Origin of the sequence: Antarcticimicrobium sp. (assembly GCF_029212575.1) — a bacterium.
Taxonomy (GTDB): Bacteria; Pseudomonadota; Alphaproteobacteria; order Rhodobacterales; family Rhodobacteraceae; genus Antarcticimicrobium.
Genome location: NZ_JARGPK010000066.1, coordinates 40,444 through 56,416, shown reverse-complemented (window position 1 = coordinate 56,416; position 15,973 = coordinate 40,444). Strand labels below are relative to the sequence as shown.

Genomic DNA, 15,973 nt, shown 5'->3' with positions numbered 1-15,973 from the left:
CTACTGGCAGCCCCCGGCGGCCCAGCTTTTCATCGCCCGTTTCAGCACCCCGCCGAAAGGGTGCTGCTTGTCGAGCGAGCGGGTCTTGGAGGCCTCCAGATAGGTCCGGCCCTGATCGCACAGCCGGTCCCTGGACCACTGGTGGCAACTGGCGCAGGTCTTGTCCTTCCAATAGCTGTCGGGCAGCCCCTCGACCGGCGGGAACAACGGGCTGGCGCCAATCAGCTCGGCCATGGTCTTGCCCGACACCGCCGGATCGTCCGAGACCAGCGGGCTGGCAAAGGTCACCGGGCCCGCTTCGGCGCCGGGGGCGGCGGCGCCCGCGTCCGGCGTATCAGGCTTGGCGGCGGGCGGTCCTTCGGGATCGGTCGCAGCCCCCTGTTGCAGCGCGGCGATCTCCTGCTGCACGAACTCGGCATAGACGCTGTTCGGAAACCGCTCCAGGAACCCGCGGTACTCGCCCACCGATCCCGACTGCTGCGCCTTTTCGAGCATCGCCTGTTCGGACTTCGACGGTCCGGCGCGCGACGGCGCCGCCGCGTTGGCCTTGCCGGTGATCAGCTCGTTCTCCATCACCGCGTCCAGCAGACGCTGCGCCTCGTCGGCATAGACCCCGTTCGGATAGGCACGCAGGAACAGCATCAGCTGCACCGGCTCGCCCGAGGCCTGCACGCTGCGCCAGACCTGAAGTTCCTCCAGCGTGTCGGGCGGCGCGGCGGCGCGGGAAAAGAAGAAATCGCTGGTCAGCGACGAGGTATCCCAGGGCGTCTGCTGGCCGCCGGTTTCGGACAGCACCTGGATCCGCACCTGCTTGAACAGCTGCTCAATTGGCAGGCCGGGATCGCGCAGGTGCTGCGCCAGCGCCCGGGTGAACGGGCTGTTGCCCTCCATCCCGTCCAGCGCCACGCCGCCCGGTTCGGTGGCATAGGCCAGAAAGGTGCCGGTGGGCGCCTGCATCTCGGCCAGCCCGTTGTCGTTGAACACCGGCAGGTTCGAGAACGGGTTGTTGCGGCAGGAATCGAGGATCACGATATTGGTGCGGTTGCTGGCCGAATACATCTGCCGCAGCACTGACTGCGCCTCGACCGCCACCAGGTCGAGATCCGCCGCGTCGGCCAGATCGGTGTCCACCGGCAGCAGGTAGTTGGTGCCAAAGCTCTGCACCGCGTGACCCGCATAGTAAAACAGCCCGGTGGCCTCCTTGCCCGCCTCGCGCAGGGCGCGGCCGAACTGGGCGATACCGCGCTTCATCGCGATCTGATTGGCATCGGGGATCAGCGTCACCTCGAAGCCCAGCCCCTCCAGCGCGGCGGCGATCAGCCGGGCGTCGTTCACCGGGTTGTCGAGCGCGGTCACCCGGCCATATTCGGAGTTGCCGATCACCAGCGCAAGGCGCTGCTCCGCCCGCGCCGGCCCGATCGCCACGACCAGCAGGACGGCCACCAACCACGACAGCACAAAGAGGCGCTTTTTCAATCGCATTCGGAAAATCCGCTCCTGCCCGACCCCTGCCCTCGCGGACCATATCAGTTCGGGACCAAATGTAACGAAACTATCGCTTTTTCATCGGCATCCGGCAAGATTGCAGTTAGTCTGGCCGGAGACACCGGCACTGCCCGCCAAGGGAGGATGGCATGAGAGCCCTGTTTCGCCTCTGCGCAACGATCGTGATCCTGCCGCTGCTGGCGCTGGCCTCGATCGCCCATGCCCAGGCAGGTGGCCCGTTCCACGGCGGCTGGCGGCTGGATCCCGATGCCTCGGAGCTTCGGTTCCTGTCGATCAAGAACGGCGACACGGCCGAGACGAGCCGCTTCACCACGCTCAGCGGCCTGGTCACCGAACAGGGCAAGGCACAGCTGCGGGTGCTGCTCGACTCGGTGGAGACCGACATCGACCTGCGCAACGTGCGGCTGCGGTTCATGCTGTTCGAAACCTTCCTGCACCCCGAGGCGGTGATCACCGCGCAGCTCGACGCCGCGCGCCTCGCCGATCTGCCGACCCGGCGCCAAAAGGAGATCGAGCTGAACTACGCGCTCTCGCTGCACGGCATGACCCAAAGCGGCACCGCGCGGGTTGCGGTGACCCTGTTGGCAGAGGACCGGGTTCAGGTCGCCTCGGTCCTGCCGATCCCGGTTTCGGCGACCAAATTCGGCATGGCGCAGGGCATCGCCAAGCTGGAAGAGGCCGCCGAGGTGTCGGTGGTGCCGGTGGGCGTGATCAGCTTTTCGCTGGTGTTCGAAGCCGGCGCGCCCGGGGCGGACGTGCAGGGCGCAGCGGCCTTGCCGGCGGGCGCCGACCCGAAGGAGTGTTCTGAGCGGCTCGACGCCGCCTCGCGCGCCGGCGGCATCTTTTTCGGCCCCGGCAGCGCCCGGCTGGCCTCGAAAAGCACCCCGGCGCTGGACCGGGTGAGCGCGATCGCAAAGGCCTGTGCGGGCCTGCGCATCGAGATCGCCGGGCACACCGATTCCGACGGCGCCGCCGGGGCCAACCTCAGGCTCAGCCGCGCCCGCGCCGACGCCGTGGCCAGGGCGCTGGCCGACCGCGGCATCGACCCGGCCCGGCTGCACACCCTGGGCCACGGCGAAAGCAAGCCGCGGGTGCCCAACAGCAGCCCGGCGAACAAGGCGCTGAACCGCCGGATCGAATTCGCGGTCGCGCAGTAGCGGGGCAAGTGCAGCGCGTGCTTGCGCCGAATCACCGGACCGGGCCAGTCTGATTCATCGCTTTTTTCGATTTTTTTTCGCGTCGGCCTCCGAACCGGAGGACGGCGGTTGATTTGGAGCCTCGCCGATGCCCGAAGGCCTGACCCCCGAACAGATCGATTTCATCAACACCTATATCCGCATGCCGAAACGCATCGGCAAGAAGAAGGCCCGCAAGCGGCGCGAAGCGGCGGCACGCGAATTCGGGGCGTTCAACGTCCGCCGGGAGGTCGTCGAGGAACGCATCCTGCAGATCGAGGACGGCGGCATTCGCGCCGACCTGCTGGCAGAGCTTGCCCGCGCCGAGCAGATCATCGAGGCCAACCCGAAGAAGCCGGATTTCGACGGCGGGCTGGCGCATCTCGATCAGGTCAACACCACCGCCTGGATCCGCCTGCAACAGCAGGAGGCCGGCAAGAAATACGATGCGGTGCACGACCGGGTCGAGGCGATGCTCGGCTCGCTCAGGGACGGGCCCGACGCGATGGCCTTCGACAACCAGGACGACATCCTCCTGGTCTGGGGATTTGCGCAGGAAAAATATCAAAGCGGGCTGGAGACGGATTCGCTCAAGGATCTGGACGGGGCGGTCAAGGCGCTCGACCGGCTGTCGGGGCTGCTCGACGCGGCCGATACCGTCAACCCGTTCGAGCTGCGCGCCGAGGTGCTGGCAGAGGTCCGGGAAAGCGCCGAGGAGGGGCTGGCCGACACCGTGCAGGAGGCCCGGCGCGATCTGACCGAGATTTCCAACGCGTTGCTGCAACTGCGCGACCGGGCGACCCGGGCGTTTACCGCCGTCGCGATCCCCGGCGATATCGAGGCCCTTCTCGACCGGGTTGACCGGCGCCTGGATGCGGCGGGCGAGGTCGGCGCGGCCGAACTGCCGGCACGGGCAGCCGTCGCCCGCACCGCCTATGATGCCGCCGCCGCGGCGGTCGATGCCCGGATCGACGACAAGACCGCCTGGCAGGACCTTGAACGCCGGTTCCTGCGGACATGGGACATGATCACCGGCCATGCGCACAAGGACGAGCCGACCTATGTGAAGCCGAAGTTCGATCCGATCGCCGCCGCCCACGCGGGCGCGCAAGCCAAGGTCGATGGCGGCGATTTCGCCGGCGCGCGCATTGATCTGCAGCCGCATCTGGCAAGCGCCGTGGCGCTGCTGGACCTGGCCGACGACTATGGTCGCTACCTCGCCATGGAGGCGACCCGGCAGGCCATGCTGGACGCGCTGCCGCCGCCGGGAAATTTCAACGGGGTGCCGCAGATCAAGACCGCCATCGAGGCCGCGCTGGCCCTGATGACCGAGGCAAAGGCGGCCCGCGACGGCGAGGATATGGCCGAGGCCGTGCGCAAGCTCGACGCGATCCCGGCGGCGGTCGCGGTCTATGACCGCCTGTCGGTGGCGCTGGATAATTACAACCGTAACTTCACCAAGGTCGATGACAAGATCACCGCCTACGGCGCGATGGATGCGGCGGTCACCGACAAGGTCGCGGACAAGATCGACCTGATGCGCGACTCTCTGCGAGAGGCCGAGGACCTGGTCATGGGCGGCGACCTGCTGGGCGGGTCGCACAGGTTCAAGGCGATGACCGGCCACATCAAGGCCCTCGACAGGACCATTGCCCGGATCACCGAGTTCAACACCGAATTCCCGCTGTTCACCGCGCGCCGCCGCGAAACCCGGGGCCGGCTCGGCCCCGGCGGGCGGGGGGCGATCGAGGAGTATTACCAGCGCCTCAAGGATGATGACCGGCGGATCAAGGATTATACCACCGGTGCCGACAAGGATTTCGGCCTCGCCCTGGCCGCCGCCATCGCGCTCAAGGACCAGCATGCCGAAAAGATGACGCTGGCCGACCAGGCACAGGACTATCTGCAGCGACACGCGGATCTGACAGCCGAGATCACCCGGCTGCAGGGCGGCGCCACCGGTGGTGAACAGGCCGCCGAGGCCATCGCCACCGCCCAGCAGAGCATGGCCAACGCCCAGTCGGCGACCCAGTCGGGCGACTGGGGCGGCGCCGTGCGGCTGCTGGTCCATGCCGCGATAGAGCTGGAAAAAGGCACCCGCGCCGCCGAGATCGCCGACCAGATCGACGGGATGCAGGACACCGCCAACCTCGCCGGGGACTTCGACGCCGCCCTGGGCGAGTTCCAGAAGGTGGCGGGCGCGGTGGCCAATTTCGACGCCGATAACCTGTTCACCGACCGGCTGGAGGACGCGGCCCGCACCGCCGAATCCGGCCGCGCGCAGATGGCCGCCGACCCGGCCGCCGCCAAGCAATGCGTCCAACAGGGCATCGCCGCCTGCAAGGAGGTGGCGACACAGGTCAACATGAGCCTGCTCTACCGGGACAGGGCCGCGCAGACCGAGCGCGACCGAGGCGTGATCAAGAGTGACAATGTCGACAAGAGCCTCGATCCCGAGCTGGACGAGATCAAGACCCGGCTACGTGCCGCCGAGCGGCTGGCCGATGCCCGCGACTATGCCGGCGCACTGGATGAACTGGCCGAGGCGGACAAGCAGATCGGCATCGCCGTTCAGGTCCGCGATGTCTATGAGACCCTCTACAAACCGAACCGCGACAATTTCAAATACGTTCTGAAGAAACTGCGCAAATCCGATGTCGCGCCCGGCCTGGGCGACGAAATCGACCGGCTCGACCGGATCAAGACCGGCATGGAAGAGGCCCTGGTCGCGCGCGACACCGCCCGCGTCAAGGCGCTGGCCAGGGAGGGCGACGGATTGCTGCAGCCCTACATCGACCTTGCCGAAAACTACAAAGACGCGACGAAATCGTACAAACGCCGCTACACCGACACCGGCGCAAAGGCATTCGCGCATCCCGCGCTGACCAGCCAGATCACCGGCCTGACCGAGATCATCGAGGGCGTCGACCGCCTGATGGCGCAGCACGCCTATCGCGCCGCCTATGTCCAGATCGAGCGGACCGCCTATCTGATCGACCGGGTGGTCAAGGCAATCGCCGATTACCCGGCCTACCAGACCGCCCAGCGAGAGGCCGACACCGCGATCCGGTCGCTGCTGGACCGCGACGACGCGGCGATGGGCCCGACGCACGACCGCATCGCCGGGCTGAAGGCACGCCATGACGCCGCGATCAAGGACGCCTCGCGGGATCAGTTCGCCGGCGCCCTGCGCAAGCTCGACGGCTTTGTCGCCGCCTGCGACGCGCTGGAGGACGAGGTCGACCTGTTCGAGCGTCATGTCGCCGCGCGCGAGGCAGCACTGGCTGCGCTGCAAGAGGTTGCCGCGCGCGACACCGCGTCCATCGCGCCGCTGTTCGCAAGGCTGGAGGGCAAGCGCGACAACGCGCTGGCCAAGGCGGCGGCGTTCGATTTCCGCATGGCCACCACTCTGTTTCAGGAGCTTGTCTCGGATTGTGCCACTGCCGATGCGACACTGGACGGGCAGGCCGCCTTTGGCGAGGTGCTGGACACGATCAAGGCAGTCGGCGCCGATGACACCGACGATCTGAAAATGTCGATCAAGGCCGCCGATGCCACCTTCAAACAGCTGCGCGGCCGCCCCTCGGCGCTCTATGTGAAGTCCCTGCTGGACGGGGTGCAGGCCGCGCTGCAGGAGGCCCGCGACAGCGTCGAGGAGAGCTTCGAGACCGCCCGCGCCAAGGTCGGCGAGGCGGTCGATCACTGCCGCGGCATCGCCTCGGAGATGGGGCAGTTCGACCAGCTTTGCGATGCCGCCGAACTGGCGCGCGGGCTGGCCGCGACGCTGGCGCAACATCCCGAATACGCCGCCCGGCGCGACGCGGTGGAGGATGAACTGGCACAGGTCGAGGCGGCGATGGCCGAGGCCCGGCGCGACCGTGCCCGGCGCGGCGCCAGCACCGACACCGTGGAACAGGCGATCTCGGCGCTGCGCGCCCTGCGCACCGAGCTCGACACCCATGCCGCCTATGTGGCCGAGCGCAACCAGATCCGGTTCGATCTGAACAGCCGGCTGGAAAAGCACCGCGACCGGCACCTGATGAAACCCGACATCGCCCTGGTCCATGCCGCTCTGGACGAGGCCGAAACCAAGGCCGCTACACAGGATTACAAGGGCGCCTCGGCCGAGCTGAAAAAGGCCCGCGCCCAGATCCCGGCGGCGGAACTGCGGCTCAAGCTCGCCGCCAACGAGGTGCCCACGCCCGAGGATATCCGCGCCTTTCTCGGGGACGTGGAAAGCACCAAGGCGCTGGACCGGATCATCAACACGCTGGAGCCGGACATCCAGCGCAAGGTCATCGCCGTCGCCTTCAAGGAACGGTTCGGCTGCGATCTGACCCTGTCGAACAAGCGCTGGGTACCCGACGGCAGCGGCAAGTTCGTGAAAGAGATCACCGAGGATACCGACATGGACCGCGACGCGCCCAACCTGCGCCGGTTCTACGAGGTGATGGCCGCCCTTCCCGGCAGCGACACGCTGGACAACGACAGTTTCCTGTCGTTCTCCCATCGCGGCGGGGTGCAGGACGGCTCGTATTTCGAATATGTCGCGAAGGTCGTCGCCATGCACGAGGGCGAGGCCAAGACCAGTGCGATCTACGGCATCAGCCAGGAGGCCGAACTCGGCCCGCAGGACGACCTGTACCGGACCAAGGAGGACGAGCCGGTCAGCTTCTTCAATTGGAACACGCTGCACGAGGTGGCCCATGCGGTCGACGACAAGATCGGCTTCATGACCGGGCACCTGGGCGAGGACAACGATACCTTTGGCGGCTGGCGCCACTATCGCTCGGACGTCCGAAAGGTGGCGGAGGCGGTGGCGGGCAAGTTCGATTTCGATCCCACCTATGTCGCCGAATACATGATCATGGGCGAAGGCTCATCCCCGCCGGTGCCGGAACCACGCGGTTGCGACGCCGAGGAATGGGATCGCCGCCGCCGCGATTGCGAGATCTGGGTCGACCGGGCACGCGAGGGCAACGCACCGTGGCAAACCAAGGTCTCGGCCGATGCCTGTACCATCGGCAACCGCGCCTATCACGAGGCGATGGAGGGCGATTGGGTCAGCTACCTTGCCTCGGCCCGGGCCAAGGGGGTGACCGGCTATCAGTTCCGCGCGCCCGCCGAATGGTTCTCTGAGCTTTACGCCGCCTTTCACAGCGGCAAGCTCAAGGACAATCACCCGGCCATCGCCTGGCTGGAAGACCTTTGATCCCCGAAAGGACCGCGTGCCATGTCCCTGTTCAGATCCACCGCCATCGCCTGCCCGACCTGCGGCGCCGATATCGCCTTTGACGAATGCGACAGCGTCAACGCCGACCGCCGGCCCGACCTGCGCGAGGCGATCCTCGACGGCACGTTCCAGACGGTGCCCTGCCCCGACTGCGGCGAGATCGTGCGGATGGAGCCGCAGTTCAATTATCTCGAGGTCGGCGCCGGGCTGTGGATCGCGGTGTTTCCCGGCCGGATGATGCCCGATTACATCGAGGTCGAGGATGCGATCACAGAGGTGTTCGAAACCTCCTACGGGTCGCGCGCCCTGCCTTCGGCGCGCGAGATCGGCGAAGGCCTCGACGTGCGGCTGGTGTTCGGCTGGCCGGCGCTGGTGGAAAAGCTGGTGCTGCGCGCGGCGGGGCTGGACGATACCACGGTCGAGTTACTCAAGCTCGACCTGATGCGGCGGCTGCCGCAGGCCGACATGGGGCCGGGGCGGGAGCTGCGGGTGACCTCGGTCGAGGGCGACGCCCTGAATTTCGCCTGGATCCTGACCGAGCAGGAGGTGCCGATGAACGGGTTCGCCGCCGATCGCACGCTCTACGACGCCATCGATGAGGCGCCCGAGGCCTGGGCCCCGATCCGCGCGCAACTGGCCGACGGCCCCTTTGTGGACATGCAAAAGCTCTTCATGGGCGAGGGGCGGGCCGCTGCCGAGTGAGGTCCGTTCAGGCCGCGTCCAGTTCCGCCGTGGGGATCACCGGATAGAACACGCCCGAGGACCACAGCCCGAACCAGCCATCGTGATGCACCCCGAGATCGACCAAGCGGTAAAAGCTCTTGCGGTCGATCAGCGCCTCGAGGTTGGCGCGGATCAGGACATAGGGCGCGGGCTCTGCGGTCTTCGGGTCGCGCTCCACCCGGATCGGGTGGTCGGGGCCGGCGGTCACCTCATCGCCCACATGGGTGGTGAACCGCAGGGTCTGTGCGGCGCCCTCGCCCTCTGCCTCGACATCCACCGCGACAAAGGGGGCATCCTCGACGGTGATTCCCACCTTCTCGACCGGGGTGACAAGGAAATACTTGCCGTTCTCCTTCTTCAGAATCGAGGAAAACAGCTTCACCAGCGCCGGCCGCCCGATCGGCGAGCCGAGATAGTACCAGGTGCCGTCGCGGGCGATACGCATGTCCAGATCGCCGCAGAACGGCGGATTCCACAGGTGCACCGGCGGCAAACCGCGCGTTTTGCTGGCACGCATCGCGTCGGCGATGCCCTCCGGCGAAGGTGTCACAGGTTTTTGTCCGCTCATCTGTTTTGCCATTCCCGTTGCGCGCTATAGTCTAACCTAACATATGACCCTTGAAAGGAATGTCATGTCCGATCCTGACGATCTGGTCGCCGAGATTGAGGCGCTTGAAGGCAAGCTGGCCGAGGCCAGGGCCTCGATCACCCGCCGCTTCATCGGCCAGGAGCGGGTGGTGGACCTGACGCTGGCCGCGCTGCTTTGCGGCGGCCACGCCCTGCTGATCGGGCTGCCCGGGCTGGGCAAGACCCGGCTGGTCGAGACGCTCTCGACGGTGATGGGGCTGGACGGCAACCGCATCCAGTTCACGCCGGACCTGATGCCGGCGGACATCCTGGGATCGGAGGTGCTGGATACCGGCGCCGATGGCAGCCGTAGTTTTCGCTTCGTGCCCGGCCCGATCTTCTGCCAGCTCTTGATGGCCGACGAGATCAACCGGGCCAGCCCGCGCACGCAATCGGCGCTGTTGCAGGCGATGCAGGAACGCACCGTCACCGTGGCGGGCGAGGATCGCAAGCTCGCAGCGCCCTTCCACGTGCTGGCCACCCAGAACCCGATCGAGCAGGAGGGCACCTATCCGCTGCCCGAGGCACAGCTCGACCGGTTCCTGGTGCAGGTCGACGTGGAATATCCCGACCGGCAGACCGAACGCGACATCCTGCTGGCCACCACCGGCGCGACCGAGGACGAGGCGGTGCAGGTGTTCACCGCGCAGGAGTTGCTCGCGGCGCAGACCCTGCTGCGGCGGATGCCGGTGGGCGACTCGGTCGTCGATCTGATCCTCGATCTCGTGCGCGCCTTCCGTCCCGAGGAAACGGGCGTCGCGGCCCGGGTGGCCGAGACCGTGGCCTGGGGGCCGGGGCCGCGCGCGGCGCAGGCGCTGATGCTGACGGTCCGCGCGCGCGCCCTGTTGCAGGGGCGGCTGGCGCCCAGCGCCGAAGACGTGATCGACATGGCCCGCCCGGTGCTGAGCCACCGCATGGCGCTGAACTTCGCCGCCCGGGCGCGCGGCGACAGCCTGCCCGAACTGATCGAAAGCACCGCCGCCGCCCTGACCCGCAGCGAGGCCGCGGCGTGACAGAAACCCCCGACCTGCGCGTTCGCGCCGAGGCCGAGGCCGCCCGTCTGCCGCCGTTGTTGGCACGGGCAGACCATCTGGCCGGCACCGTCCTTTTGGGCGAACATGGCCGGCGCCGCGCCGGGCTGGGGGATGATTTCTGGCAATACCGCCCGGCGCAGCCCGGCGACAGCCGGCGGATGATCGACCACCGCCGCTCGGCCCGGGGCGACCAGCAGTTCGTGCGCGAACGCGAATGGCCGATCGCGCAATCGGTGATGCTCTGGGTCGATCAGGGCGCCTCGATGCGCTATGCCTCCGCCGACGCGCTGCCGCGCAAGGCGGATCGCGCGCGCCTGCTCGGGCTGGCGCTCGCGATCCTGATGGTGCGCGGCGGAGAACGGGTCGGGCTGACCGGCACCGCGCTGCCGCCCCGGCGCGGCCGCAACCAGATCCTGCGTCTGGCCGAGGCCTTTTCGCTGGACGCCGCCACCGATTACGCCCCGCCCGAGCACAGGGCGATGATCCCCCACGCCCGCGCCGTGTTCCTCTCGGATTTCCTTGGCGGTGTGGAAGAGGTCGAGCGGGCGCTCACCAAGGCCGCCGACCGCGGCGTGCGCGGGGTTCTGTTGCAGGTGCTCGATCCGGCCGAGGAAAGCTTTCCCTTCCAGGGCCGCACCATCTTTGAAAGCGTCGGCGGCACCCTGCGGCACGAGACGCTCAAGGCCGGAGAGCTGCGCGATCGCTACAAGGCGCGGCTGGCGGCGCGGCGTGACCGGCTCGCCACGCTCTGCCGTGCCACCGGCTGGCGGCTGGGCCAGCACCACACCGGCGAGAACGCGCAATCGGCGCTTCTGTGGCTCTACCGCGCGCTCGATGGGGGCGCCGCATGACCGTGCTGGGCGGGATCGGCTTCACCGCGCCCTGGCTGCTGCTGGGGTTGCTGGCGCTGCCGGTCCTCTGGCTGATCCTGCGCGCGGTGCCGCCCGCACCCGTGCGGCGGCGGTTCCCCGGTGTGGCGCTGTTGCTCGGGCTCAGGGATGACGAGAGCGTGTCGGACCGCACCCCCTGGTGGCTGCTGCTGCTGCGGATGCTGGCCGTCGCGGCGTTGATCCTGGGGCTGGCCGGACCCGTCCTGAACCCGCAGCAGGAGCGCGCGGGCAGCGGGCCGCTCCTGGTCGTGCTCGACGCGACCTGGGCCGGTGCGCCGCGCTGGGCCGTGCGGATGGAATTGCTCGATGCGCAACTGGCCGAGGCCGGGCGCGGCGGCCGCCCGGTGGCGCTGCTGCCGCTGACCGCGCCGGGGCCGCTGCAATTCCAGTCGGCGGACATCTGGCGCAGCCGCCTGGCGGGGCTTGCGCCCGAACCCTGGCAGCCCACAAAGGCGCAGATCGAAACCGCGCGCGCGGCGGTCTCCGCGGCGGAGGGCGGCTTTGACACGCTTTGGCTGAGCGACGGGCTGACCTACCCCGGGCGCGCGCCGCTGCTCGCGGCGCTGCGGAACAAGGGCGCGCTGCGCGTGGTCGAGACCGGCCAGCCGGTGTTGGGGATCGGCCCCGTCGGGTTCTCCGATGGCGCGGTTCAACTGACGCTGCATCGCTCCGACCCCGGCGCAGCGCGCGAGGTGACGGTGCTGGCCCAGGGCCGTGATCCGGCCGGTACGGCGCGGGTGCTCGCCACGGTGCCGGGGCGGTTCGATACCGGCGAGACCACAACGACGGCAGCGCTCTCGCTGCCCGCCGAGCTGCGGGCGCGGATCACAAGGTTCGAGATCCAGGGCCAACGCTCGGCCGGGGCGGTGACCTTGGCCGACGACCGGTTGCGGCGGCGCGAGGTGGCGCTGATCGCCGGGCGCGGCGACCGCGAGGGGCTCGAGCTTCTGTCGCCGCTGCACTACCTGAAACAGGCGCTGGCGCCCACCGCCGACCTGCTCGACGGCGCGCTGCTCGACCTGCTGCCGGCCAACCCCGACGTGATCGTGATGGCCGATGTCGCCACCCTGTCGCAACCGGAGGAGGTGGCGCTCACCGAGTGGATCGAAAACGGCGGCATGTTGCTGCGGTTCGCCGGGCCGCGGCTTGCCGCCAGCGATATCGCCCGGACCGAGGAACACCCGCTGATGCCGGTGCGGCTGCGCAGCGGCGGGCGCACAGTGGGCGGCGCGATGAGCTGGGGCGAGCCGAAAACGCTGGCCCCCTTCCCCGCCGACTCGCCCTTTGCCGGCCTGCCGGTACCCGGTGATGTGCGGGTCAGTGCCCAGGTGATGGCACAGCCCGACCCGGTGCTGGCCGACCGGGTGATCGCCGCGCTCAGCGACGACACGCCGCTGGTCACCCGCAAACCGCTGGGACAGGGGCAGGTGGTTTTGTTCCACGTCACCGCCAATGCCGAATGGTCGACGCTGCCGCTCTCCGGTCTCTTCGTGCAGATGCTGGAGCGGCTGGCGGTCTCCTCCTCGGCCAAACCGCCCGAGGCGGCGGATCTGGAGGGCACCACCTGGCGCCCGGTCCAGGTGATGGACGGCTTCGGCACCCTGCGCGAGGCCGGCACCCTGCCCGGCGTCGCCGGTCCGGCGTTGGCCGAGGCGCCGCTCGGCCCCGGGTTGCGGCCGGGGGTCTATGACAGCGGCGACCGGCGGCTGGCGCGCAACGTGCTGGGCGAGGCCGCCGCGCTGAGCCCTGCCGAATGGCCCGAAGGCGTGCCGGTGGAACGGCTGACGCTGCGCCCCGAACAGCCCTTGGGCGGACCACTTCTGGCGCTGGCGCTGGCGCTGCTGGCGGCCGATGTGCTGGCCGCGCTGGCGCTGGGCGGGCGGTTGTGGCCGATGCGTGGTGGGGTGGTCGCGCTGGCGGTACTGCTGCTGAGCGGTCTGGCCGGAGGCTCGCTGGCCGCGCAACCGGTCGGGGGCGAGGACACCGAATTCGCCATCGCCGCCGCCAGCGAGTTGACGCTGGCCCATGTGCTGACCGGCGATGCGCGGCTGGACGATATTGCGCAGGCCGGGTTGCGCGGCCTCTCGGACACCCTGTTCTTTCGCACCTCGATAGAACCGGCGCCGCCGATCGGCGTCGACCTGGAGCGTGACGAACTGGCCTTCTTCCCGATTCTCTACTGGCCGGTGACCCCGGAACAACCGCAGCCCTCCGGCGAAGCCTATGCCAGGCTGAACGCCTATCTCCGCTCCGGCGGCATGATCCTGTTCGACACCCGTGATGCCGATATCGCCGGCTTCGGCGCCGCCAGTCCCAACGGACGCAAACTGCAGGCGCTGGCCGCGCCGCTCGACATCCCGCCGCTGGAGCCGGTGCCGCAGGACCATGTCCTGACCCGCGCTTTCTACCTGTTGCAGGATTTTCCCGGCCGCCATGCGCGCGGGCGGATCTGGGTCGAGGCCGCCCCGCCCGATGCCGAGCAGATCGAGGGGATGCCGTTCCGCAACCTCAATGACGGGGTGACGCCGGTGGTGATCGGCGGCAACGACTGGGCCGGGGCCTGGGCGGTGGATCGTGACGGCCGGCCGCTGCTGCCGGTGGGGCGCGGCTTCTCCGGCGAGCGGCAGCGGGAGCTGTCGCTGCGCTTTGGCGTCAACCTGGTCATGCACGTGCTGACCGGCAACTACAAATCCGATCAGGTCCACGTGCCCGCGCTGTTGGACAGGCTGGGACAATGACCGGAACCGTCATCTTCGATCCGCTGCTGCCCTGGCCGGTCCTGTTCGGTCTGGCCGCGCTCTCTGCCGCCGCCGTGGCGCTGGCGCTGGTTCGCGGCCTGTCCGGCTGGGGGCTGCGGCTGCTGGCGGCGCTGCTGATCCTCGGCGCGCTGACCCGACCCGGATACCAGATCGAGGACCGCGCCCCGCTGAGCGACATCGTGATCCTGATCGAGGACGACAGCGCCAGCCAGCACCTGTCGGACCGTCCGACGCAGATGCAGGCGGCCGGCGAGGCGCTGGCCGCGCGGATCGCCGCGCGCGAGAATACCGAGCTGCGCCGGCTGCAGGTGGGCGACGGCGGCGACGATGCGGGGACCGAGCTGATGACCGCGCTCGCCACCGCGCTGGCCGAAGAGCCGCGCGCCCGCGTCGCCGGGATCATCGCGCTTTCGGACGGGCGGGTGCACGACATCGAGCGCGCGCCGGACCTCCCCGCGCCGCTGCACCTGCTGCTGACCGGGCGCGCGGGCGACTGGGACCGCCGCCTGTCGGTGCGCAACGCGCCCGCCTTCGCCATCATCGGCGAACCTGTCACCCTGACCCTGCGCATCGAGGACAGCGGCGCAGCGCCACAGGGCGCGGCGACCGCGCCGCTGGACATCTCCGTCGACGGTGCGCCGCCCGAACGCTTCGACGTGCCGATCGGCCGCGATATCGAGCTGCCCATCACCCTGCCCCACGGCGGGCGCAACGTGATCCGCTTTTCGGTCCCCGGGGCGGCGGGCGAGCTGACCGACCGCAACAACAGCGCCCTGATCCAGATGAACGGGGTGCGCGACCGGCTACGGGTGCTGCTGGTCTCGGGCGAGCCGCACGCGGGGGGCCGCACCTGGCGCAACCTGCTGAAATCCGACAGTTCCGTGGACCTGGTGCATTTCACCATTCTGCGCCCGCCCGAGAAACAGGACGGCGTGCCGGTGGACGAGCTGTCGCTGATCGCCTTTCCCACCCGCGAGCTGTTTCTGGAGAAGATCGACGATTTCGACCTGATCATCTTCGATCGCTACCAGCGGCGCGGCATCCTGCCTGCGATCTATCTCGACAACGTGGCCAATTACGTCTCCGGCGGCGGCGCGGTGCTGGTCGCGGCGGGCCCCGATTTCGCCACCGCCGACAGTATCTATCGCTCGCCGCTGGCGCCGGTGCTGCCGGCCCGGCCCACCGCCCGGGTGATCGAGGATCGCTATCGCCCGACGGTGACCGATCTGGGCGCGCGCCACCCGGTCACCGCCGATCTGGGCGACGGGGAAACCTGGGGATCGTGGCTGCGCCAGATCGAGGTCGAGCCGGAGGCCGGCGACGTGGTGATGACCGGGTATGACGACCGCCCGCTGCTGATCCTCGACCGGGTGGGCGAGGGGCGGGTTGCGCTGCTGGCCTCCGACCACGCCTGGCTCTGGGGCCGCGGTTACGAGGGCGGCGGGCCGCAGCTCGAACTGCTGCGGCGGCTGGCGCACTGGATGATGAAGGAGCCGGAGCTGGAGGAAGAGGCGCTCTGGGCCGAGGCCACCGGCCAGCGCATGCGCATCATCCGCCGCACCCTCGGCGATGGCGTGGGGCCGGTGACGGTGATCCGCCCGGACGGCGGCACCGAGGAGCTGGCATTGCAGGAGGTCGCCCCGGGCCGGTTCGAGGCGCGCTACCAGGGGCCGGAGATCGGCCTCTACCGGCTGGCCGAAGGGGATCAGCGGGCGGTGATCGGGCTCGGCCCCGCCGCCCCGCGCGAGTTCGAACAGACCATCGCTACCGGCGCGGTGCTGGAGCCGGTGATCGACCCCCTGCGCGGCGGCATCCTGCGGCTGGAAGACGGGCTGCCGCGCCTGCGCGACGTGCGCGCGGGGCGCCCGGCCTCGGGGCGCGACTGGATCGGGCTGACGCCGCGCGGCGCCTACGAGACCCGCGACGTGCGCCAGACGCCGCTGCTGCCGGTCTGGCTGGTGCTGGTGCTGGCCTCGGCGCTGATCGTCGGCGGCTGGCTGCGCGAGGGGCGGCGGTAGGCGCCCGG

The 15,973-nt window shown here is 69.3% G+C and carries 9 protein-coding genes; 7 read left to right on the top strand and 2 right to left on the bottom strand.

Annotated elements, in window-relative coordinates; translation table 11 throughout:
* Entirely contained in the window at positions 1–1,482 is a 1,482-nt protein-coding gene (locus tag P1U75_RS15280) for a caspase family protein (protein ID WP_300244922.1), read from the bottom strand.
* Positions 1,483–1,634: 152 nt separating this feature from the next.
* On the opposite strand from P1U75_RS15280, the gene P1U75_RS15275 reads away from it, so the two are divergent.
* From P1U75_RS15275 to P1U75_RS15265, 3 genes are all read left to right on the top strand, one after another.
* Positions 1,635–2,663, top strand: coding sequence for an OmpA family protein (locus P1U75_RS15275; RefSeq protein ID WP_300244921.1), 1,029 nt, complete (start codon positions 1,635–1,637; stop codon positions 2,661–2,663).
* Positions 2,664–2,790: 127 nt separating this feature from the next.
* On the top strand, positions 2,791–7,893 hold the full coding sequence (locus P1U75_RS15270) for a hypothetical protein (RefSeq protein ID WP_300244920.1): 5,103 nt from the start codon (positions 2,791–2,793) through the stop codon (positions 7,891–7,893).
* A 21-nt stretch (positions 7,894–7,914) separates the two neighbouring features.
* Positions 7,915–8,616 carry a CpXC domain-containing protein gene (locus P1U75_RS15265; RefSeq protein ID WP_300244919.1) on the top strand — a complete coding sequence of 234 codons (702 nt, stop codon included), beginning with the start codon at positions 7,915–7,917 and terminating at the stop codon, positions 8,614–8,616.
* 7 nt (positions 8,617–8,623) lie between these two features.
* Here the strand turns inward: P1U75_RS15265 and P1U75_RS15260 are convergent, their stop codons facing one another.
* Complete coding sequence (locus P1U75_RS15260; RefSeq protein WP_300244918.1) at positions 8,624–9,205, bottom strand: DUF1285 domain-containing protein; 582 nt, start codon at positions 9,203–9,205, stop codon at positions 8,624–8,626.
* A 64-nt stretch (positions 9,206–9,269) separates the two neighbouring features.
* On the opposite strand from P1U75_RS15260, the gene P1U75_RS15255 reads away from it, so the two are divergent.
* From P1U75_RS15255 to P1U75_RS15240, 4 genes are read left to right on the top strand one after another with little or no spacing between them, the layout of a single operon-like run.
* Positions 9,270–10,277: a MoxR family ATPase gene (locus P1U75_RS15255; protein ID WP_300244916.1), complete on the top strand. Its 1,008-nt coding sequence runs from the start codon at positions 9,270–9,272 to the stop codon at positions 10,275–10,277.
* Positions 10,274–11,149 (top strand): DUF58 domain-containing protein, encoded by an 876-nt coding sequence (locus P1U75_RS15250; protein WP_300244915.1) that lies wholly within the window; start codon positions 10,274–10,276, stop codon positions 11,147–11,149. Before P1U75_RS15255 ends, P1U75_RS15250 begins: the two co-directional genes overlap by 4 nt.
* A complete protein-coding gene (locus P1U75_RS15245; protein WP_300244914.1) occupies positions 11,146–13,926 on the top strand; it encodes a DUF4159 domain-containing protein in 2,781 nt (926 codons plus the stop codon). The genes P1U75_RS15250 and P1U75_RS15245 overlap by 4 nt, the downstream gene beginning before the upstream one ends.
* Complete coding sequence (locus tag P1U75_RS15240; RefSeq protein ID WP_300244912.1) at positions 13,923–15,965, top strand: hypothetical protein; 2,043 nt, start codon at positions 13,923–13,925, stop codon at positions 15,963–15,965. Before P1U75_RS15245 ends, P1U75_RS15240 begins: the two co-directional genes overlap by 4 nt.
* Positions 15,966–15,973 lie beyond the last annotated feature (8 nt).